This window comes from Maribacter aurantiacus, from assembly GCF_005780245.1.
Taxonomy (GTDB): Bacteria; Bacteroidota; Bacteroidia; order Flavobacteriales; family Flavobacteriaceae; genus Maribacter; species Maribacter flavus.
Genome location: NZ_VBUK01000017.1, coordinates 31,504 through 52,884 on the forward strand (window position 1 = coordinate 31,504; position 21,381 = coordinate 52,884).

Annotated in this window: 17 protein-coding genes; 14 read left to right on the plus strand and 3 right to left on the minus strand. The window is 42.2% G+C overall.

What is annotated here, in order from left to right:
- Nucleotides 1-7: 7 nt before the first annotated feature.
- Nucleotides 8-3,514, minus strand: coding sequence for a PVC-type heme-binding CxxCH protein (locus tag FEK29_RS17600; protein ID WP_138259751.1), 3,507 nt, complete (start codon nt 3,512-3,514; stop codon nt 8-10).
- 174 nt (nt 3,515-3,688) lie between these two features.
- On the opposite strand from FEK29_RS17600, the gene FEK29_RS17605 reads away from it, so the two are divergent.
- The 14 genes from FEK29_RS17605 to FEK29_RS17670 all read left to right on the plus strand — a co-directional run bounded on the left by FEK29_RS17605 (nt 3,689) and on the right by FEK29_RS17670 (nt 19,657).
- Nucleotides 3,689-4,558 (plus strand): AraC family transcriptional regulator, encoded by an 870-nt coding sequence (locus FEK29_RS17605; RefSeq protein WP_205123427.1) that lies wholly within the window; start codon nt 3,689-3,691, stop codon nt 4,556-4,558.
- 31 nt (nt 4,559-4,589) lie between these two features.
- Entirely contained in the window at nt 4,590-6,143 is a 1,554-nt protein-coding gene (locus FEK29_RS17610) for an NAD(P)/FAD-dependent oxidoreductase (protein ID WP_138259752.1), read from the plus strand.
- A 195-nt stretch (nt 6,144-6,338) separates the two neighbouring features.
- Nucleotides 6,339-7,655, plus strand: a complete 1,317-nt coding sequence (locus FEK29_RS17615) for a DEAD/DEAH box helicase (protein ID WP_138259753.1) — start codon at nt 6,339-6,341, stop codon at nt 7,653-7,655.
- A gap of 156 nt (nt 7,656-7,811) precedes the next feature.
- On the plus strand, nt 7,812-8,504 hold the full coding sequence (locus FEK29_RS17620) for a Type 1 glutamine amidotransferase-like domain-containing protein (RefSeq protein ID WP_138259754.1): 693 nt from the start codon (nt 7,812-7,814) through the stop codon (nt 8,502-8,504).
- A 144-nt stretch (nt 8,505-8,648) separates the two neighbouring features.
- Complete coding sequence (locus tag FEK29_RS17625; protein ID WP_240042787.1) at nt 8,649-10,337, plus strand: N-acyl-D-amino-acid deacylase family protein; 1,689 nt, start codon at nt 8,649-8,651, stop codon at nt 10,335-10,337.
- Between the two features lie 17 nt (nt 10,338-10,354).
- Nucleotides 10,355-11,854, plus strand: coding sequence for a serine hydrolase (locus FEK29_RS17630; protein WP_138259755.1), 1,500 nt, complete (start codon nt 10,355-10,357; stop codon nt 11,852-11,854).
- 34 nt (nt 11,855-11,888) lie between these two features.
- A complete protein-coding gene (locus FEK29_RS17635) occupies nt 11,889-13,385 on the plus strand; it encodes a M28 family peptidase (RefSeq protein ID WP_138259756.1) in 1,497 nt (498 codons plus the stop codon).
- A gap of 23 nt (nt 13,386-13,408) precedes the next feature.
- Nucleotides 13,409-14,407 (plus strand): metallophosphoesterase family protein, encoded by a 999-nt coding sequence (locus FEK29_RS17640; RefSeq protein WP_138259757.1) that lies wholly within the window; start codon nt 13,409-13,411, stop codon nt 14,405-14,407.
- A gap of 7 nt (nt 14,408-14,414) precedes the next feature.
- Entirely contained in the window at nt 14,415-15,164 is a 750-nt protein-coding gene (locus FEK29_RS17645) for a DUF6090 family protein (RefSeq protein WP_138259758.1), read from the plus strand.
- Nucleotides 15,161-15,901, plus strand: coding sequence for a DUF6090 family protein (locus FEK29_RS17650; protein ID WP_138259759.1), 741 nt, complete (start codon nt 15,161-15,163; stop codon nt 15,899-15,901). The genes FEK29_RS17645 and FEK29_RS17650 overlap by 4 nt, the downstream gene beginning before the upstream one ends.
- Nucleotides 15,898-16,701, plus strand: coding sequence for a DUF6090 family protein (locus FEK29_RS17655; RefSeq protein WP_138259760.1), 804 nt, complete (start codon nt 15,898-15,900; stop codon nt 16,699-16,701). Before FEK29_RS17650 ends, FEK29_RS17655 begins: the two co-directional genes overlap by 4 nt.
- 31 nt (nt 16,702-16,732) lie before the next feature.
- On the plus strand, nt 16,733-17,431 hold the full coding sequence (locus tag FEK29_RS17660; protein ID WP_162515455.1) for a DUF6090 family protein: 699 nt from the start codon (nt 16,733-16,735) through the stop codon (nt 17,429-17,431).
- 36 nt (nt 17,432-17,467) lie between these two features.
- Nucleotides 17,468-18,802: a YfcC family protein gene (locus FEK29_RS17665; protein ID WP_138259762.1), complete on the plus strand. Its 1,335-nt coding sequence runs from the start codon at nt 17,468-17,470 to the stop codon at nt 18,800-18,802.
- Between the two features lie 291 nt (nt 18,803-19,093).
- Nucleotides 19,094-19,657, plus strand: a complete 564-nt coding sequence (locus tag FEK29_RS17670; RefSeq protein ID WP_138259763.1) for a hypothetical protein — start codon at nt 19,094-19,096, stop codon at nt 19,655-19,657.
- A 24-nt stretch (nt 19,658-19,681) separates the two neighbouring features.
- On the opposite strand, the gene FEK29_RS17675 is transcribed toward FEK29_RS17670, so the two are convergent.
- Together FEK29_RS17675 and FEK29_RS17680 are read right to left on the minus strand one after the other, a co-directional pair.
- Nucleotides 19,682-20,668 (minus strand): SDR family oxidoreductase, encoded by a 987-nt coding sequence (locus tag FEK29_RS17675; protein ID WP_138259764.1) that lies wholly within the window; start codon nt 20,666-20,668, stop codon nt 19,682-19,684.
- Between the two features lie 198 nt (nt 20,669-20,866).
- Nucleotides 20,867-21,256: a glyoxalase superfamily protein gene (locus FEK29_RS17680; protein ID WP_138259765.1), complete on the minus strand. Its 390-nt coding sequence runs from the start codon at nt 21,254-21,256 to the stop codon at nt 20,867-20,869.
- Nucleotides 21,257-21,381 lie beyond the last annotated feature (125 nt).

Sequence of the window (21,381 nt, forward strand, 5' to 3'; positions counted from 1 at the left end):
TTGGATATTATTTTACGACCATTACCCCTTGCATAATTCTCCAGTGACCAGGGAAGGTACATATAAATGGATATTCCCCAGGGGTTGTTGGTGCCGTGAATTTCAATGAATAGCTGTCGTTCGGATTTAATAACGGAGTTGCAAATAATACATCATCAGTCTGCGGAATATAAAAGAGTTCCGCCGCATCTGGGTCCGCTGCCATTTTATCCGCCGCGGCACCTACCGCTTCCTTTTTACCAGGTTTGGTAATAATGAGGTTATGCTGCATAAAATCAGGGTTTTCCAATATCAATTCTACCTGTTCTCCAGCTTTCACTTCAAACTTGGTAACATCATATTTCATCTCGTTCGTTATTGTTTTTATAACGATCTTTTTCGCATTGGAAAAATCTTCATCAGTCATATCCGAAGAGACACCATCTTCATTGCCATAATTCTTTATAAGCAGTACGGCAAAATCCGCTTCTGTATATGTTTTTGCAATTTTATCAGTATAATTCTTTTCCACTTTATACTTCCATGGTCCGGCCAATGAGTATCTTTCCTCACCCACCCTGATGTTCATGGACCAACTTCTACCATAAATTCCGCCTTCACCCCCCGTATCATCAACACGTACGGTAATTATATTTTTCCCTGCTTTTAGAACACCTTTTGGAATATCATATCTACGCATGGATTTATAGCTGGCCGCCATGCTTCCAACTTCGATTCCATTGATATATGTTACATCGGAATCATCAACGGGTCCCAAGGAAATTGTACCTACTTTATCCGAGGCCGATGAAGGTAAAGAGATTTCCTTCCTAAACCAGATAACTCCGTCTATATCCAATCCTGCGTCCTCTATATACTGTGGTAATTCCATAGTCTCCCAATCCGCATCATTGTATCCCATGGCCGCCATGTCATTGGCAGTTGCCTCGGGCATTTTGTAATTAGGGTTTAGCTGTTTAAAGGCGTTTAAAAACCCATCACTATGTTGAGCGGATGCAGCATATATTCCTTTGAACATCCACTCGTCGTTTAAAACAGCTTCGTTCTTACCCAAATCATAGAGCAAAGAACCTATCTTTTGTGAGGAGGGCCTTTCTGAAAAATAAAGCAGTGCCTCCAGTTGTACATTCGGATCACGATCGTTAAGGGTATTCGCCTTGAACAAGGCATTGTCAGAATCGTCATTTCGAGGCAATAACTGAATGGCCGCTTTACGAACGCCTACAGCCTTATGGTATAACGCTCCTTTCACCACCCCAAGGGCATTAGAATCTGATTCCAAAGCACCAAGGCCGTCAATCGTCCAAAGTGCATGTAATGCTGCATTATTCAAACCTTCGCTATCAACTTCCTTTTTATTCGCCAATTTATATAGGTCATTTAAAACATCGGTCTCTCCTCGTTCCACCAAAAGACGTTGAGCGGTCAATCTCCAAAATTGATTGTCGTTGCTCAAGGCATCAACCAATTTATCCGGATCATCCTTAGACAGTGTTATGGGTTCGTAGTAATAGTCATATTTTGGAACTATTTTATAAATCCTGCCGTGGGACTTATCACGTAAGGGATTCACATAGGCATTTCCATCCCCGTTTTCTGCATCATATCCGCCCCTATCCTTATTTGGGGTGGGATTGTGCTGTACGATAAAATTATACCAGTCCGCGACCCAGACTACACCATCCGGTCCCACTTTGGCTTCCACTGGGGAAGACCATTCATCGGCTGACGCAAAAAGATTACCGGCATCTTCCTCTACATATCCTGCGCCATCCTTTACGATTCTTGCTTGGTGGACCAAACCACCTGTAGGCTCGCAGACAAATGCAATCTTGTTCCAATACTTTTCCGGGTAAGCCCTAGCGGTATAGAAATGATGTCCTGCTGCGGCCGTAAAGCCACCAAAAACATCAACTTGTCTGTAATTTGGTGTAATAGGTTGCATCTCATAGTGACCGTCTATTTTGGCACTTCCATCCGTTCCAATTCCTTTTACATGGGTGAAATTGGCATTGGGTATACCTACAAAAACGCTGTGCGTGTTGTTTGCAGTGGATGCGAAGATTGAATTATCCTCTGTCAATCCCAATCCCCATGTATTATTGGAGGTGTTAGTCACTACTTCAAAGGTGCTTTTCTTAGGATTGAACCGGTATACGTTTTGGTTAAACTTAAAATCCTCTCCAAAAATCTGGCCCTCGAATCCGGAGTAGCCAACTACACCATATAGTTGATTATCTATACCATATTGCAAATTGGAAGGACCTGCATGCGTGTCAAAAGTACCCCAGCCTTCTATTAGGGTCTCCCGAACGTCTGCCTTGTCGTCCCCGTTCGTATCCTTTAAAAAGATGAATTCCGGTGCTTGGGATACTACGATACCGCCATCGTAAAAAGCAAAACTGGTAGGGATGTTCAGTTTATCGGCGAAGACAGTGACCTTATCTGCCTTACCATCACCATCGGTATCCTCTAAAATCTTTACTTTATCATCACCTATACTATCATCGTTTCGTACTGTATTTGGGTAATCCACCGTTTCAATCACCCAAAGTCGGCCTTTTTCATCCCAGTTCATGGCAATAGGATTTATGATATCCGGTTCCGAAGCAAACAATTCAACTTCAAAGCCTGCGGGCACCTGAATGAATTTCTGGGACTCTTCGGGAGATAAGGGCAATTGATATTTAGGGGCAGGATCACGTTTCTCGTAATTGGGTATATTGGCCCTTTCCTCATATTGTAACGTTGGAATATCCGTAACGAAAGCTTCCCAATTCTTCTTGGCCGTATCATCTACGGCCCACAAAATACCCTCTTTGACCAAATTTTGAAAACCTGGGTTGTTCCAAGTGCGCTCATCGTGTCCATAGGCGGTGTAAAATACTTTTCCGTCTCCGTAATTTTTTACCCATGTCCATGGTTCATGGTGGTCGCCTTCAACTCTTTCCATCAAAACCGTAATATCATCCGCAATTTTATCGTGTACATACGTTTCGTCCCATGTGGAAAAGGGCTCCACATTTTTCATGGCCGGATGCTCCATTTTAATGATATCCGTGGTAAAGGTTCCTGTTTCATGCTCTTTAAACTGCGCCCCTACCAAGTCTATGTATTCCGGTGAATTTTTAAAGCAAAAACTGGCCGAATGAATAGGAATAAACGCGTGGCCTTCACGAACATAATCCAACAAGGCTTTTTCCTGCGCGTCCTTTATTTCTTCGTGATTGGCGTAGACTATAAGTCCGTCATACAACGAAAGGTTTTCTGGATTTAGGTCATCCACATCCTCCGTATACGTAATGTTTATGCCGTCCTTTGTTAAGGCCGTGGCCAATATGGGAAAGTACTCCCCAGAATTGTGGTGCTCAATGGAGTGCCCTAAGAACAGAAGTTCTATGCGGCGAGGAGCATCATCTTTCCAAGTGGTTTCATTTTTTTGTTCCGACTTACAGCCTGAAAATAGAAGGAAAGCACTAAAAACGACTACAGATATCCTATAAAAAGTCTTCATAAAATGACAGATGTTGATTCAAGTACCAATTTTAATTATAATTTGACAATAAAAATCCCTGTGATTTATCCTATCCTGACTATATTTTACCATATATCGGATTAAATTGTTAAGTTTAAAGGCAAATAAGTGTTTTATTCTTGGCGGATCATTGATTATTAAAAATTCCCAATATTGAAATTAGCCTTAGAAAAATCCCCGATACCTAAGTCCCATGCCTTGGTTACCAAGGCTCTAAAACAGCCTATCTTCGACCCAAATTGGCATTTCCATCCAGAGTATCAATTGTTCATGGTATTAAAAGGAAGGGGCACACAGTTTATTGGAGATAGCATTAGACCCTACAAGGAAGGGGAGATTACGTTTACGGGACCTAATCTGCCCCATCTCTGGCGGAGCGATATTGAAACAGGAAAAACCACAAAAGAAAATTTCTCGAAGGGTATCGTGGTTTATTTCAATCAAAATATATTGGGTGAAAACCTGTTGCAGAAAGAGGAAGGCCTAAAACTAAAACATCTGCTCGAAAGAAGTCTCAGGGGTCTATTAGTTACGGGTGTGACGGCCGAAAAAATCAAAACGCTGATGCAAAACCTAGTACATCAGGAGGGATTGGAGAAAGTGGTTGGCCTCTTGGAAATTTTGCATTTATTAAGCCAGACCGATGACTTGGAAGTTCTTGCCAGTCCTGGATATATCAATTCCCTAAAACAAGGGGATACAGAGCGCATGAACATTGTATATGCCTACGTAATGCAAAATTTCAGAAGTAAGATAGGATTGGAGGAATTGGCCGAGCTCACCAATATGACCCCTACATCGTTCAGCCGTTATTTTAAGGTCCACGCCAACAAGACCTTTTCAGAATTTGTAAGCGAAATACGGATTGGGCATGCATGCAAGTTGCTTCTGGAAGAAAAAATGAACGCTTCCCAGGCCTGTTATTCAAGCGGTTTCCAAACCCTTTCCAATTTCAACAAGCAATTTAAGGCCATCACCCGTAGAACCCCATCGGCCTATAAAAAGGAGTTTGGCCCACTTTAAGTATCCGTTTCTTTAAAGTAATTTTACCATCATGATGAGAAACATTCAGTTGCGGGTTAGTTTGGAGGAGGCTGGGGATGAAAATATACTGGAACTAAAAATAGCCCGCCACTTGGGGATATCCACCGGTGAATTTACCTTTAAGGTCCTTCGAAAATCCATTGACGCCCGTAAGCCCACCATCTACTTTAATTATAAGTTGGCGGTATATACCAAGGGTGAAACCTTGGATAAAACCGAATATACATTTGAGTATAAAGATGTTTCAAAGGCCAAGCCTATTCACATCATAGGATTTGGTCCCGCAGGAATGTGGGCGGGCTTGAGATGTCTTGAACTTGGGTATAAGCCGATTGTTTTTGAACGTGGTAAAAATGTACAGGACCGCAGGCGTGACCTTAAGGCCATTAATCAGGAACATATCGTAGGTGAGGATTCCAATTACTGCTTTGGTGAAGGTGGAGCGGGGACCTATTCGGACGGAAAGCTCTACACCCGTAGCTTAAAACGCGGCGATGTAAGACGTATATTCGAAAGTCTAGTCCATCACGGTGCGAAGGAAGATATCCTCATTGATGCCCATCCGCATATCGGTACGAACAAATTGCCCAAAATCGTACAGAACATGCGGGAAACTATTCTGAAATATGGTGGTGAAGTACATTTTAATACTAGGGTGACCGACTTTAACATTGAGGACAACAGATTAAAGTCCATCGTATTACAAAACGAAAGTGAAGTAACGGTGGAACGGGTCATACTGGCCACCGGGCATTCGGCTCGAGATATTTTTGAACTACTCCACAAAAAGAAAGTTGCTTTGGAGGCTAAGAGCTATGCGATGGGTGTACGGGTGGAACATCCCCAAGAAATCATCGACAGTATTCAATACCACTGTTCCGGTCAAAGAAATGAGTTGTTACCAGCTGCTTCCTACAGTTTGGTGGAACAGGTGAAAGGCCGTGGAGTGTATTCATTCTGTATGTGTCCCGGTGGCTTCATAGTACCGGCTGCAACCGCCCCGGGTGAAGTTGTGGTGAATGGAATGTCCCCCTCCAAACGTAACAACCTCTTTGCGAATTCGGGCATTGTGGTGGAAATAAATGTGGACGAGGACATTCCCAAGTACGAACACTTGGGGGCATTAAAAGGACTTGAGTATCAAAAAGATTTGGAGCGTTTAGCTTTTACTTCAGGAGGAAGGTCGCAAACAGCTCCCGCACAACGATTAACGGATTTCGTAGAAGGTCGGCTTTCCGCCGACTTAAACCCAACTTCCTACCAGCCTGGTTTGAAATCGGCACCGTTACACTCCCTTTTGCCCAAACTCATTGGGAGTCGCCTACGAACGGGGTTCAAGGCCTTCGGTGAAAAAATGCATGGCTATTATACCGTTGAGGCAAATATCGTGGGTGTTGAATCCAGAACTTCTTCCCCGGTCACCATTCCAAGAAACAAAACCTTGGAACATGTTCAAATAAAGGGTCTATTTCCATGTGGAGAGGGCGGTGGTTTTGCAGGGGGGATCGTTTCAGCGGCCATGGACGGAGAACGTTGCGCCGAAGCAGCTGTTGTGGGGCTTTGAAGGAAAGTTCAAGTTCGGAGTACAAAGTCCAACCGCTAGTTCAAACTCAAGTTAAAGTTCAGAATTTAAATTAAATTGTTTGAATCCCCCAAACCAACATCAATCAACGAGCAATTAATAACGAACAACCAATAACGAACAACCAGCCATCACACTAACACAAATAACCCTACCTTTGCCTCTTATTTAAAATAAATGACATTTAAAGAACTTGGCCTTGCAGAACCTATTTTAGAGGCCTTACAAAAAGAAGGGTATACACACCCTACTCCCATTCAAGAACAAGCCATTCCCATTTTACTTAAAAAGAAAGACTTACTAGGGGTTGCCCAAACCGGTACCGGGAAGACGGCAGCCTTTAGTATTCCCATTTTGCATCATCTTTACGAGGGTATAAGCCTACGGGACAACCGGAGAAAGGTCAAGGCCTTGATCGTGACCCCAACACGGGAATTGGCTATACAGATTGGGGAAAGCATTACGGCCTACGGCAAATACACCGGACTCAAAAACACCGTGATTTTTGGTGGTGTCAAACAAGGTAAACAAGTAAATGCGCTAAAAAGTGGCGTGGACATCCTGGTTGCCACACCAGGTAGGCTATTGGATTTAATGAACCAGGGCTATATCACATTTAAGGACCTTGAGTTTGTGGTGTTGGACGAAGCGGACCAGATGCTGGATATGGGCTTCATCCATGATGTAAAAAAGATCATCGCCAAATTGCCCCCAAAAAGGCAATCACTATTCTTTTCTGCGACGATGCCCCAGGATATAGTAGAACTATCCAAGGCCATGTTAGGCGATTTTGAACGCGTAACCATTAAACCTCAACAGGCCACAGCTGAAAAGGTGGATCAAGGTGTCTATTTTGTGAGTAAAAAGAATAAGCCAAAACTGTTGGTACATCTGCTCCAGGAACGCCCTAAAGATTCGGTATTGGTATTTTCCAGGACAAAGCATGGTGCCAATAAAATTGTAAAAAAATTATCGCAGGCCGGTATCAAATCGGCGGCCATACATGGGAACAAATCCCAGACCGCAAGGCAGAAGGCCTTGGGGGATTTTAAGGACGGTAAATTAATGGTTTTGATTGCTACCGATATTGCGGCAAGGGGCATTGATGTGGACGAACTTTCATTGGTCATAAATTATGACCTTCCCAATGTTTCCGAAACCTACGTACACAGAATAGGAAGAACCGGAAGGGCCAGTGCCAGCGGAATTGCATTGTCGTTTTGTGACAAGGAGGAACGTCCTTATCTTCGAGATATAGAAAAACTGATCAAACAGCCCGTTCCGCGTATGCCGGAGCATCAGTTTGTGGATGATGATTCCGAAACCGAAGAGGACGTACAGCCTAAGCCTCAGAAACCGAACAAAACTTCGCATCCCAATCAGAATAAAAATAGAAACCGAAATAGAAACCGGAAAAAGAACAGGAATAGCTCCGGTACAAATAAGTTTCGGGGGAGTAAACCCAAAGGACAGAGAAATTCGGATTCCCAGTAAACCACCTCGGAGTAAGCCCATGAGGCATTGAATATAACATTTATATTATGTTTCCACGCAAGGGTCGGAGCATTTAAATCTTGATTATCGAGTAAAACTGTCGGTTTTTACAGTTTGTAAATCATCTGTGTATCTTTGAAATTATAAACGCTCCAAATGAAAAGACAGTTACTCGTTTATGGTAGTGGAAGGCATACGGTTCCCTTTTTGGACTATATGGCCAAGGCTACCGGTAAGGAAACCCCTAATCTTTGTTTTATTCCCACGGCCAGTGGAGAAGATCCCGAGTATATAAAATCTTTTCATGAGGTCTGTTCCCAAATTGATGTAGTACCACATGTAATGAGCGTTTGGATCAATTCCTACGACCAGAAAGAAAGCTTTGAGGAAATCATCCAAAGAATGGATGCCATTGTTGTAGGTGGGGGCAACACTTTGAACATGTTGGCCATTTGGAAGGCCCAAGGTATAGACATAGCCCTCAAAAAGGCCTATGATACTGGGGTGGTCATGGGTGGTGGCAGTGCGGGCTCACTCTGTTGGTTCAATGCGGGTACTACGGATTCGAGACCTAAGGAACTTAGTATAGTAAACGGGATGTCTTTCATTGACAAAAGCCATTGTCCGCATTACAATTCTGAAACTTCAAGACGTCCTTTGTATCACAATAATATTCGCTCGGGTAAGCTTAACGACGGCTACGCCTGTGACGACCGCTCTGCCATTCATTTTATCAACGAAGAAGTGTATACTTCCGTTTCTTTGGATGAGCGGAATCATAGCTATTATGTCTATTCAAAAAATGGTTCGATCAAGGAAGAGCGATTGGAATCCAAGGTAATCGGATAAAAAACTACTGCGCTCCTGTATTATCAAATCAATAAAAAAGCTTCAGGTTTAAAGTTTTTGGCTTTTCTGCTTTCTTACAGATCAATTTAATAAATTGACCACCAATTTATTTCTTACATTTAGGGAGAACCAAACCAACCAACTGTGAAAATCCTTTCAAACCTTCTTCCCTATGTACTATTGATTTTCTGCATGATTGGATGTTCCAATCAAGAAACCTTTGATATCCTCATCAAAAATGGTCAAATCGCAGATGGTACTGGTCAGCCCATATTCATGGGCGACATCGGCATTAATGCAGATACTATTGCCACAATCGGAAACCTGGAAAATGCCAAAGGCCTACAAGAGATAGATGCCACCGGATTAACCGTTGCCCCTGGCTTCATCAACATGCTTAGCTGGGCTACCGAATCTCTTATTGTTGATGGAAAATCAGAAAGTGATATTCGTCAAGGAGTCACTTTAGAGGTTATGGGTGAAGGTTGGTCTATGGGTCCGTTAAGCGATAAAATGCGCCAACAAGAGCAAAGTAGCCAAAAGGATGTCAAATATCCTATAGAATGGACAACGCTTGGGGAATATTTAGAATTTTTAGAAAAACGAGGCATTGCTCCCAATGTGGCTTCCTTCGTAGGTGCTACCACTTTACGTGTTCATGAACTAGGGGAAGCTAACCGCCCTCCCACCCCTGCCGAATTGGAAAATATGAAAGCCTTGGCGAAAACAGCCATGGAAGAGGGAGCTATGGGTATTGGTTCTTCATTGATTTATGCTCCTGCTTTTTATGCGGATATCGAAGAGCTGATTGAATTGTGCAAGGTCGCATCAGCCTATGATGGTATGTATATATCACATATGCGCAGTGAGGGCGACTATTGGTTGGAAGCAATTGATGAATTGATACTAATTGCAAAAGAAGCGAATATTCCTGCGGAAATCTATCATTTAAAAGCTGGCGGAAAAGACAATTGGGAGAAATGGGAATCTGCAATTGCCAAAATAGACTCAGCTCGTTCTACCGGACTGAAAATTACTACGGATATGTATACTTATACAGCAGGAGCCACCGGTTTAGACGCTTCTATGCCTCCTTGGGTTCAGGAAGGTGGTTATGGAAAATGGGCCGAACGCTTGCAAGACCCGGCTATCCGTAAAAAAGTAATTGAAGAAATGAAGGCTAAAGGGGATGGTTGGGAGAACCTTTATTTTGCTGCCGGTAGTCCTGAAAAACTTATTTTAAATGATTTTAGAAATGATAGTCTTAGGTACCTTACGGGCAAAACCTTGGGAGAGGTTGCGGAAATACGGGGTACAAGTCCGGAAGAAACCGCTATTGACCTGGTCGTTCAGGACAGTAGCCGTGTAGGTACGGTCTATTTTCTAATGTCCGAAGAGAATGTGAAAAAACAGATAGCCCTGCCCTACATGAGTTTTGGATCGGACGCAGCAAGTATTGCACCAGTAGAACCGTTCACCAATTACAGCCCTCACCCTAGAGCCTACGGCAATGTGGCTAGACTCCTGGGCAAATACGTGAGGGAGGAAAAAGTAATTCCCTTGGAAGAGGCCATTTATAAGCTAAGCGGCCTCCCGGCCACCAATTTAAAGCTCAAAAAACGGGGCTTTTTGCAAGTGGGCCATTTTGCGGATTTGGCCATTTTTGATTCCAAAACCATTATCGACAAATCTACATTTGATGAACCCCACCAATTTGCCGAAGGTATGGTACATGTGTTCGTGAATGGTGAACAAGTTTTGAAAGATGGCGAACACACGGGCGCGACTCCCGGCAGGGTGGTTCGTGGACCTGGGTGGAAAAACCAAAACTAAATTCAAAAACCGACCAAATGAAAAAACTATTACTATTGTTCTTAATTGGATGCTTTTCACAATCAGTACTTGGACAACAAAAATCCTCCCATAAAAAGCTGGATGCCATGATTGTCAAGGGAATGAAAGATTGGAAGATTCCCGGAATGGCCACTATTGTAGTGAAAGATGGTGAAGTGGTATTTCAAAAAAGCTATGGGGTCAAAAATTTGGAGACTAACGAGTCGGTCGATGAAAATACCCTTTTTAACATGGGCTCAACATCCAAAGCCGTTGTCGCCATTGCTATGGGTATGTTGGTCGATGATGGAAAACTGGCTTGGGACGATAAAGTAACCGATTATGTCCCTTATTTTAAACTATCCGATTCTTATACTACCGCAGAGGCCCGGGTGAAAGATTTGTTGACCCACAATTTAGGTATTGGTAATGCAGACGCCCTTTGGATACTGGACAGCGTTACCACAAAAGAAACGATTGAACGGTTTCAGTTTGCAAAAAAAACCTACCCCTTACGCGGAGGGTTTACCTATCAAAATATCATGTATGCGGTGGCGGGCGAGGTCATTGCAGCAGCCAGCGGCCAACCTTGGGACGAATTTGTTCAGGAACGCATTTTTGATCCTTTGGAGATGACCCGTACACAGGCCATCGCCGCAAATATCTTTAAAACGGGCAACTACGTAACACCTTATTTGAACGATTATGAGGACGGCATGGTTGAGGTAGATTACGGTTTCTCGGACCAAATTGGTCCGGCCGGGATGATATGTTCCACGGCTCATGATATCTCCAATTACTTAACATTTTTAGTGAATGATGGTGTGTATAAGTCGGACACGCTTGTTCAACCCAAAACCTTTAAAAAACTGTTCGAGCCCCATTCCTTCTTGGGAACCACGGGAATCTACCCTACCAATGCCCTCACCAAACCTAATTGGAATACCTATGGTCTGGGATGGTTTCAACAGGACTATAAAGGACATAAGTTGGATTTTCATACCGGGAGTCTCTTCGGTTTGGTGGCCATTGCTGGAATCATGCACGATAAAAATACGGCCGTCTATGTGTTTGCCAATCTAGACCATGCGGAATTACGACATGCCATTCTTTATAAGGCGTTGGACCTCTATGCCTTTGACGATGACAGCCACGATTGGCATACCGAGGTTTTCAATTTGTATGAAGGTTTTAAGGAGAAACGAATTGAGAATTTCAAGAGAGACAAAGACGAACGGGTAAAAAATACCCAACCAAGTTTGCCTTTGGCAGAGTACGAAGGCACGTACACGAACAACATGTTGGGCAACGCCCAAGTGACCATGCTCAAAGGCCAGCTGCAGATGAACTTTAATGACTTTATAACCTACAGCTTAGAACATTGGCACTATGATACTTTTATCACCAATAAGGACTCCCGGTTTTACGAGAAATCAAAAGTGAATTTTGACATCAACGAGGCAGGTAAAATCAGTCAGTTTCACATTATGGGGGAAAAATTTACAAAAGAGAAATAAATTTAAAATATCAGTCGATACAAAAAACAACGAAATGAAAAACTATACACTACTAATTGCGCTTGTCTTCTCAAGTGTATTGTCCGCTCAAACAGATGCTGAAATCGCCGAGCAAACCGTTGATAAAAACGAAATTGAAGGTCATATCTATTTTCTGGCCGACGATGTCCTTAAAGGGCGCGCCACGGGCTCTCCAGAACTAAAGATCGCAGCATCCTATTTGGCAAATACCTTACGTGGTTACGGAGTAAAACCTCATCCCGCCAATGGCAATTCCTATTATCAAACATTTAGCCTATTACAAACAGCACCACCGGACATGCTCAAGGTTTCTATTAATGGGTCGGATTATCCACATACTATTGCAGTGAACGCCAAGGCCACCTCACTTTCCGGGGAGGCCGTATTTCTAGGATTTGGTCAGGCCGAAGATTACAAGGGCAAAGATGTTACAGGAAAACTCATAATTGTTAGGGCTGGAACTGCGGAAGCCTATGATGCTAGGGCGACCTATATGGCCCATAAGCAGAAGCAGGAATTGGCCATTGCCAATGGGGCTATCGGACTAATAGAAATGACCTTGCTTGAAGAAGATTGGTGGTCACGTATTTCACATTTTATGGGAGAAAGCGTAAAGATTCCCGACCCGGAAGACCCTGAAAATCCTACGAACGAATTTTTACATCTCTGGGTGAATACCTCGGCGGAACAATTGGATGCATTGATGAAATCCAAAGGTTCCTATTCCATTGAAACCGATGGTATTAAAGAGACGACCCTTATTACGCAAAATGTTGTAGGCTTTATGGAAGGTACTGACCCAAAACTAAAGGACGAATACATCATGTACTCGGCGCACTATGACCATGTGGGCATCGGTACGCCAAATACAGAAGGAGATAGTATTTACAATGGCGCACGTGATAACGCTATTGGAACCACCGCTGTCTTAAGCATGGCAGAAAATATTGGAAAGTATCCTACAAAACGCTCTGCCTTTTTTATATTTTTTACCGGGGAAGAAAAAGGCCTTTTGGGCAGTCAGTACTATGTACAAAACCCCATATTTCCCTTAGAGCAAATCGTTTATGGTTTTAATACCGACGGTGGTGGGTACAACAATACTAGTTTGGCAACCGTAATTGGACTGGAAAGAACAACCGCTAAAAAACACATTGTTGACGGTGCTGCCACCTTTGGGCTAAAGGCTATTGATGATCCTGCGCCTGAACAAGGCCTTTTTGACCGAAGTGATAATGTAAGTTTTGCTAAAGTAGGGATTCCCGCCCCCACCTACTCCACTGGTTTTGATGCCTTTGATGATGAGATCAACAAATACTACCACCAAGCCATGGATGAGGCTGATAGTATTGATTATGATTATTTGTTGAAGTTCTACCAAGGGTATATCCTTTCAGGACGGTCCATTGCCAACGACCCGGAAAGGCCTTATTGGATAAAGGGGGACAAATATGAAGCCGATGCGAATGTATTGTACGGTAGAGTTCCTGAGGCCCCTTTAAAAAACTAAATTGTTTCCACAACCGCATTTTTATGAAAAGCTATCTGATTCGGACAATTGTTATGCTCCTTGTACTTTCCAGTTGCAAGAAGCACAACGCAAAAACAGATAAATCCATTTTTGAGCACACCATTGTCGAAGGACCTACTCCATGGACCAGTGCTATTTTTGAACCGACCGAGGAGGATTTTACCTTTGCTATCATTTCCGACTTGAACGGGGGCGAACGCGAAGGGGTCTACAGTGCAGCTGTGGAGCAATTGAACCGCCTAGATCCTACCTTTGTCCTGAGTGTGGGAGACCTAATAGACGGGGGAACGGAAGATTCCCTGCAATTGGCGACCGAATGGAACTCCTTTGAAAACAGGACGTCAAAATTAAAAATGCCCTTCTTCCATCTGGGTGGCAACCATGACCTTACCAACCCCACGATGCGTAGCATTTGGAAGCAACGTTTTGGTCCCAGATACTATCATTTTCTGTACGATAATGTGCTCTTCCTCATGATGGATTCCGAGGATTATGAGGAAAAACGGATGATGGAAATCTACGAGGCACGTGCAAAAGCCCTCAAAGTCATCGCCGGGGAAATAAAAGGCGTGTATGAGGAGACGGAATATTATAGCATGCAGGAGCGTCAACTAGGGGGTATGGGTTTGGAACAATTTGAATATTTCAAAAAGGTTCTGGAAGAAAATCCTGATGTTAAATGGACTTTTGTAATTATGCACAAACCGCTATGGCAACGGGAAGATGAAAAGGGTTTGAGTCCCTTGGAAAATCTTTTGGCCGATAGACCCTATACCGTAATCAATGGCCATATCCATTCCTTTTCGCACCGAATTCGGAAGAATCGCGATTATATTATTTTGGGCACCACGGGCGGCGGACAGAACGCCCAAGATTCAATGTCCTTTGATCATATTTCCTTGGTTCGAATGGCTAATGAACCAAAAATAACCCATTTGAAAATGGATGGAATCCTGAACAAGAAAGGGGAATTGCCAAAAAGCGGTGCGCTGATACATTAGGTAAAACATGATTAAATTCTTCCGTAAAATTCGTCAACAACTGGTAAAAGAAAACAGGTTTTCCAAATACCTACTCTATGCCGTTGGCGAGATTGTACTAGTGGTCATCGGTATTTTGATTGCCTTACAGATCAATAATTGGAACCAGGACCGAATCAACAATATCGAAAAAAAAGCTTTACTTTCTAAACTACATGTAGAGTTCAAAACCAATAAAAAACTGGTAGAGAATTTTAGGCTTGAAGAACAAAGGGCCATAAAATCTTCCAGTAAATTGATTGGTTTGATCGGTGCCACAAAAGAAGAGCTTGCAAAAAAAAATTTAGACAGCCTATTGTTTGAATCCTTTCCCTCTAACGAACTGGCATTTGCCAACAATTCGGTAAACAATATCGTGCAAAACGGACGTCTTAACCTTTTTGAAAACGATTCCATCACCTCACTTTTATACCACTGGAATTCACTATCGGAAATCAGACAAACCCGTTTTGATAAATTGGATGCCTGGAACAATGAACATCTTTTGCCCTTTTTGCTACCTTATATCTCATTTAGGGAAATGGACAGCAACGCCCATTATCCATGGTCTGGGAAATCCAAGGTGAAACCGGACTACTATCCCTTGTTTCAGAAAGTGGAATTTGAAAATTTGTTGGATAATTCCTTATGGCTGCATCAAAATATAATGGATAGGTTGGATGAAACTGAAATGTTGATTGAAGAAATTCTTCAGGAAACCAAACCTGCAATAAAATGATAAAATTTTTTAGAAAAATCCGCCAGCAACTGCTCAAGGAAAACAGGTTTACCAAATACTTGCTCTACGCCATTGGGGAAATAATCCTGGTAGTCATCGGCATACTAATCGCCCTTCAAATAAATAATTGGAATGAAAACCGGATAAACTCCAAAAAGGAAACTATTGTTTTGGCCAATATTCACAAAGAGTTCGTACAAAACAAAAAGCAATTAGACTCAGTGGTGGGTCAACACAAAGTTGTCTTCAAAAACTGCGCAGGTGTAATTAGTCTCTTTCCCCTTACGTCAAAACCAGAACAGGAAGTATTGGATTCACTGGCCACCATGCTTTGGTGGACATATGGAGGAATTACCTTCAATCCCACCCAAACAAGTATTAAAGCCCTTGCTAGCACCTCTTCTTTCGATATTATAAAAAACGAAACGCTGCGCGACTTATTAATTTCTTGGAATGACTTAGTTACAGATTATCAAGAAGAGGAATTGGCCTCCAGAAATCATATTTGGAGTCAATATGACCCTTATTTGTCAAAACACTTTGATTGGAACCTTAATTTTAAAGACGAGCGAAACGATTTTGACGCACTCCAAACGTTGGAGTTTGAATATATGGTTAGGAGCAGGTATGACTTGGTAGATCAAATATTGAATACAAGCGGGGAGCTACAAAAAGTACAAGTCACTTTAGATAAAATAATTGAACTTTCAAAACCATCAGGTAACCAAAATCCATGATTAAATTCTTCCGTAAAATTCGTCAAAACCTTTTAGAAGAGGGCAAAACCAGTAAATACTTGAAATATGCTATTGGCGAGATTATACTCGTGGTCATCGGTATTTTGATTGCCTTGCAGATTAATAATTGGAACCAAGATCGTCTCAACAAGGATTTAGAATTTCAATACTATGAGCGTCTTTTAGATGATGTTGGGGAAGAAAAATTAATTATTGAAGCCACTTTAAACTATTCCAAACAGGTTAGTGAACATGCCAAATCTGCTGTCGCCGTTTTTGAAAATTCTTCCAATGCTAACCCCGATCCTGTGGCCAATCTTGTTGATATGTATCAGGCTAGCCAGCTTCTAGACCCTTATTCTGCGTCATCAACCTATCAGGAGTTAATTGCTTCGGGTCAAATCAACCTCATCCAAAACGATAGTATAAAGACCGCATTAATTAGATATTATGATATTGAGTGGTCAGAATCTGGCGTTGCTGTACTTGAAAACACCTATAGAAAGAATCTAAGAGGAAAAATGCCTGATGACGTTCAGGCAAAGATTAGATCAGCCTGTGGAGATACTTATGTGAAAACCGGAAATAGTTACTTCCCCAAGCTACCAGAGAAATGTGATATACAACTGGACCATAATTACGCCAAATCGGTTGTTGAAGCATTGCTTAAAGATGAAAGTTTAAAAAATGACTTGCGCTATTTAATTGGCAATGAAGAAGGTAAACAAAATGATTTAATGTACACAATGGTACAACTTGAGAATCTAAATATGTTATTAGAAGGAATAAACAATGATTAAATTCTTTAGAAAAATTCGGCAGAATCTCCTTATGGAAAATAAAACCTCCAAATATTTTAGATATGCCATTGGCGAGATTGTACTTGTAGTCATCGGTATTTTAATCGCGTTACAAATAAATAACTGGAACGAAGAACGACTTGAGAATAACCGGGAAAAAATCACCATGCAAAATCTAAACACTGAATTCCAAGAAAATTTAAGGGACTTGGATTCCATAAATACCATTTTGCAACGCACCATTTTGGCTACGGAAACCATTTTTGGAAAGTTTAAAGAAGAAAACCTACAAGAAACAGAACCAATAGACAGCCTTTTGCACCATGCCATAGAAAGTCCTTCTTGGAAGCCCAGTGAATTTGTTTTGAACGACCTGCAGAACTCTGGCGGACTCTCAAAATTGAACAATACGGAACTTAAAATTCTATTGTTCAATTGGTCCCGATTTTTTAAGGAATTACAGGAAACGATGGATCAAACCGAAAAAACGAATATCAATTTGATCGAATATATTCGGGAACATGGTTCGCTTAGAAACATCGATACACAATCCGATGCCTTTCCATACGAACCCTCCCAGCTTCAAATGGACAATGCACTGTTGCTCCAAAATATTCAATTTGAAAACTATATCGATGACAAACTCTATGTCCTTAAAGAGTCTGAAATTGCCTATTCGCAAGCCAAAATATTAATACAGAAAATTTTGAACGAAACCACCGTAGAATAAAGCATACGGCGCCGAAAAAAATAAACCACTAAACCCATGAAAAACTTTCCAAATGCCTTTGTCATTATCATTGGGGTGGTGCTATTCGCCTGGGTGCTCACCTTTATTATACCCCAAGGAAGCTACCAAAGAATTACGAATACAGATACAGGAATTACAACGGTGGTCAGCAATTCATATCAAAAAATGGAAGGAGATCATTTATCCGCATTTGACGTGATGCTTACCATTCCCAACGGAGTTGCGGGAAGGGCGGACGCTATTGTACTTATATTATTGTTGGGGGGTTGTTTTTTTGTTATCGAGAAAACCGGGGCATTATCAGAAGGATTGTATAAAATCGTCAACATACTCCAAGGAAGGGAAGGTTTATCATTATTCATCGTCTCCTTACTGTTTACGGCAGCAGGGGTCAGTATTGGCATGCAAGAGGAGGTAATTGCCATGATGCCCGTACTGCTCATTTTTGGGAAAAGTATGGGATTCAATACCTATACGACACTGTACATGAGCTACGGTTCTACCGTACTCGGGAGTGCCTTTAGTCCCTCAAATCCATTTGGTGTCATTATAGCACAACAGGAAGCAGGTGTCCCTTTACTTTCGGGAAGCGGTTACCGACTGGTAGTTCTCGGGATTGCCTTTTTAGTTTGGGTCATCTACCTGATCCGCTATAATGCCAAAAACAGGATGAAAAAAGTTGAAGCGTCCACTCCCCACGAAAAAATATCCCATAATTCCAAGATTATTCTCATCCTATTAGGTTTAACGTTTATTATTGTCATGTATGGGCTTCTACAGCTGGATTGGGGCTTTATGGAAATGTCCGCCTCCTTTTTTACCTTGGGAGTGGTCTCCGGTCTTTTGGGAAAATTGGGTGTGAACGGTACAGGAGAAGCCTATGTCAACGGATTTAAGGAAATGATCTTTGCGGCCATGATCATCGGCTTGGCAAACAGTATTTCCATGGTCCTAAAAGAAGGTATGATCATCGATTCCATTGTATATGGACTATTTGGTCCCCTACAATACCTATCGGCCTCTGTCTCCGGAGTGTTGATGATGGTCGCCCATTCCATTTTACATTTTCCCATCCCCAGTTATTCCGGGCAGGCCATTTTGACTATGCCCATTTTGGTTCCGCTTTCGGATTTGATCGGGATTTCGAGACAGACATGTGTACTGGCCTACCAATATGGCGCCATTATGGGCGACATGATAGTTCCCACAAACGGGGCATTGATGGCTATTTTGGCCATTTGCGGAATTCCCTATAACAAATGGTTCCGATTTGCCTGGAAACCTACGTTACTTATGCTTCTCTTGGGAGGCATAGGTATTGTAGTCGCCATTTATATAGGTTATGATTAGAGCATCTTAATACCAAAGTTACCTTCCCACCGATTTATACCCCCCTCGGATACGTTTTCCATACCGACAGCGGAACCTCTGATTATCAAGTTTAACCTAGAGTTTTGGACAGGAAAGGGCAATTCCCAGCAGGTAATTCTTATTTACATCGGAGTGAGAATTTAATGAAAAATCAGTCCTAATATCGACCGAAAAGTACGCTAAAAAATAGTGTTTTTGACGTCATCAAAAATGTAATTTGGAACTTAAAATCTACTAGTTTTACGGGCAAAATTATACGTGTCCAAATTCATGAAAAAACACCTCATTTCCTTCTTGATATTAAGTTTTATTATTCAATCTTCCCATGCTCAATTTGTAAAGGAAAAATCGATAAGTGCGCAAATTGGATTTGTTTCAAGTATGGCTTTCAATAGTGCGGAGGATACAAGTAACAATGGTTTTTTTACCCAAGGGGAACTCATTTTAAAACTCACTTCATGGGCAGAATTGCGACCTTATGCGGGCCTGGTTTGGACAGGTACCCAAGGTTATGACTTTGATGGAAATCCCACTTATGAAAAATCGGAAACAAAAGCCCTTATGCTTGGAGGTAAAGCTAGGCTAAGGGCTCCAATTCCATGGTTTGCCCCATACATTGAATTGGGCGCAGGGACTTCCATTGGAAAATTCGATACATTTACCCTGTTCACGGATATTGAAAAAGGCGGTATAATTCCACACATACCTATTTCTTTTGGCGTAGAATTGGGAAAACGGAACAATGTTGATTTAGGTCTTGCTTTCTATTCCCAACCTACGGTGGAACAAATGGTAGGCATATTCGCCTTTGGACTGTCTTTCCCAATAAAATAAAACGACCGTCCTTTGCCAAAAAAATTAGGCAAGTTTCCTATAGGCCCTCAGTACATTTTCGATTTTCGCCTCCGTGTCCGGGTCTATCCATTGCCGTTCCGGCTTTTCCTGTAGCCATTTTAAGGTACGCTTGATTCCTTCGGAATAAGGAATGGTCACCTTGAAGCCTGGCACAAAAGTCTTGATCTTGGTATTGTCGAACAGTACACTTTCACTCTTGTCAGCCAACAAACTCCCGGTAAAGGAAGGTTCTATCTGGCAAATAAAATCGGAAGCAATATGAACGATATTCGCCTCCTTGCCAAGTGCCTCTGCGGTTATTTTATAGATCATGTTCCAACTGAGGACCTCATCCGAAGTAATATGAAAGGCATGTCCAATGGCAGTAGTCAGACCTAGAAGTCCGAGAAAACCCTTGGCAAAATCGTCCGCATGGGTAACTGTCCATAAGGAAGTTCCATCGCCGTGTACAATGATTTCCTTACCCTTAAGAATACGGTCTATCGTATTGTACTTGTCGAACCCACCTATGGCCAAAGGCGTCATGGTGTTGTAGGTATGCGAGGGTCTTACGATGGTCATGGGAAAGCCCTGCTCCTGGTAGGCCTTGGTCAACAGTTCCTCGCATCTGATTTTGTTATTGGAATAGTCCCACAGGTTATTGCGAAGCGGAGTGGATTCCGTAATGACGGGATAGGTCAAAGGGGTCTGATAACATGAGGCCGAACTGATAAATATGTATTGCTTGGTCTTGCCCCTGAACAATTCCAAATCGCGCTCAATATCGGCTGGGGTAAAGGCAATCCAATTGACTACCACGTCCCATTCGTGCTTTTTTAATTCAGACAACGATGCAGGTTTGTTGATGTCGCCAATGATGGAATGGGCACCTGCTATGTCTACTTTGGACTTGCCTCTGTTCAGTAGGTACAACTCCATTCCCTTTGAAACGGCCAAACGGCTAGAAGGGCTACTGATATTTCCCGTTCCCCCAATAAATAATACTTTCATTCTAATATTTTTATTTAATTTAAATACTTATTATCAATCAGTTATGTAATAAAATTCAACTCTTTGTTCAACTTAATATCAATCACTCACAATACCGTAAGTTCGAGTTTTTTCTGTTAGGCTGAGCGTTGTCGAAGCCCAGAAAAAATACTCGAATGGACAAATTATCAACTAAATGACCAACCTCTAATTAAATTGCTACATACTCGGCGTATCCCGATAAAAAGTCAGGCCATTTTTAAATGGATCGTAGAATGCGAATTCCTTCGTTCCCCAAGCCGTTTCCCGTAACAAAGTATGGGAGTGGAACACATCCTTTTCGGCAAATTCGTCGTACAGTCCTTCAATATTTTGGGTGACAATCCGCAACATGGGCCGGTCGATATCAAAATCCCAATCTTTTTTAGCGTGCCACTGCAAGTGTATCTCCACATCGTCCCGGATGACGCCTGCATATTTGGGATTTTTGGAATCGTCCGCAAAGGCGATGCGAAAGCCCAATCGGTTTACATAAAAGTCTAGCGCATCCAAGACGTCCCACACGGGAAGCACCGGATGTATTTGGTGTAGGTGAATTTTTGGGTTCATATTTTGAAGGTAAGAAATAAATAGGAGTTAGGTGTTGGTTGTGGGCAATTAGCAGTTAGCAGTTAGCAGTTAGCAGTTAGCAGTTAGCAGTTAGCAGTTAGCAGTTAGCAGTTAGCAGTTAGCAG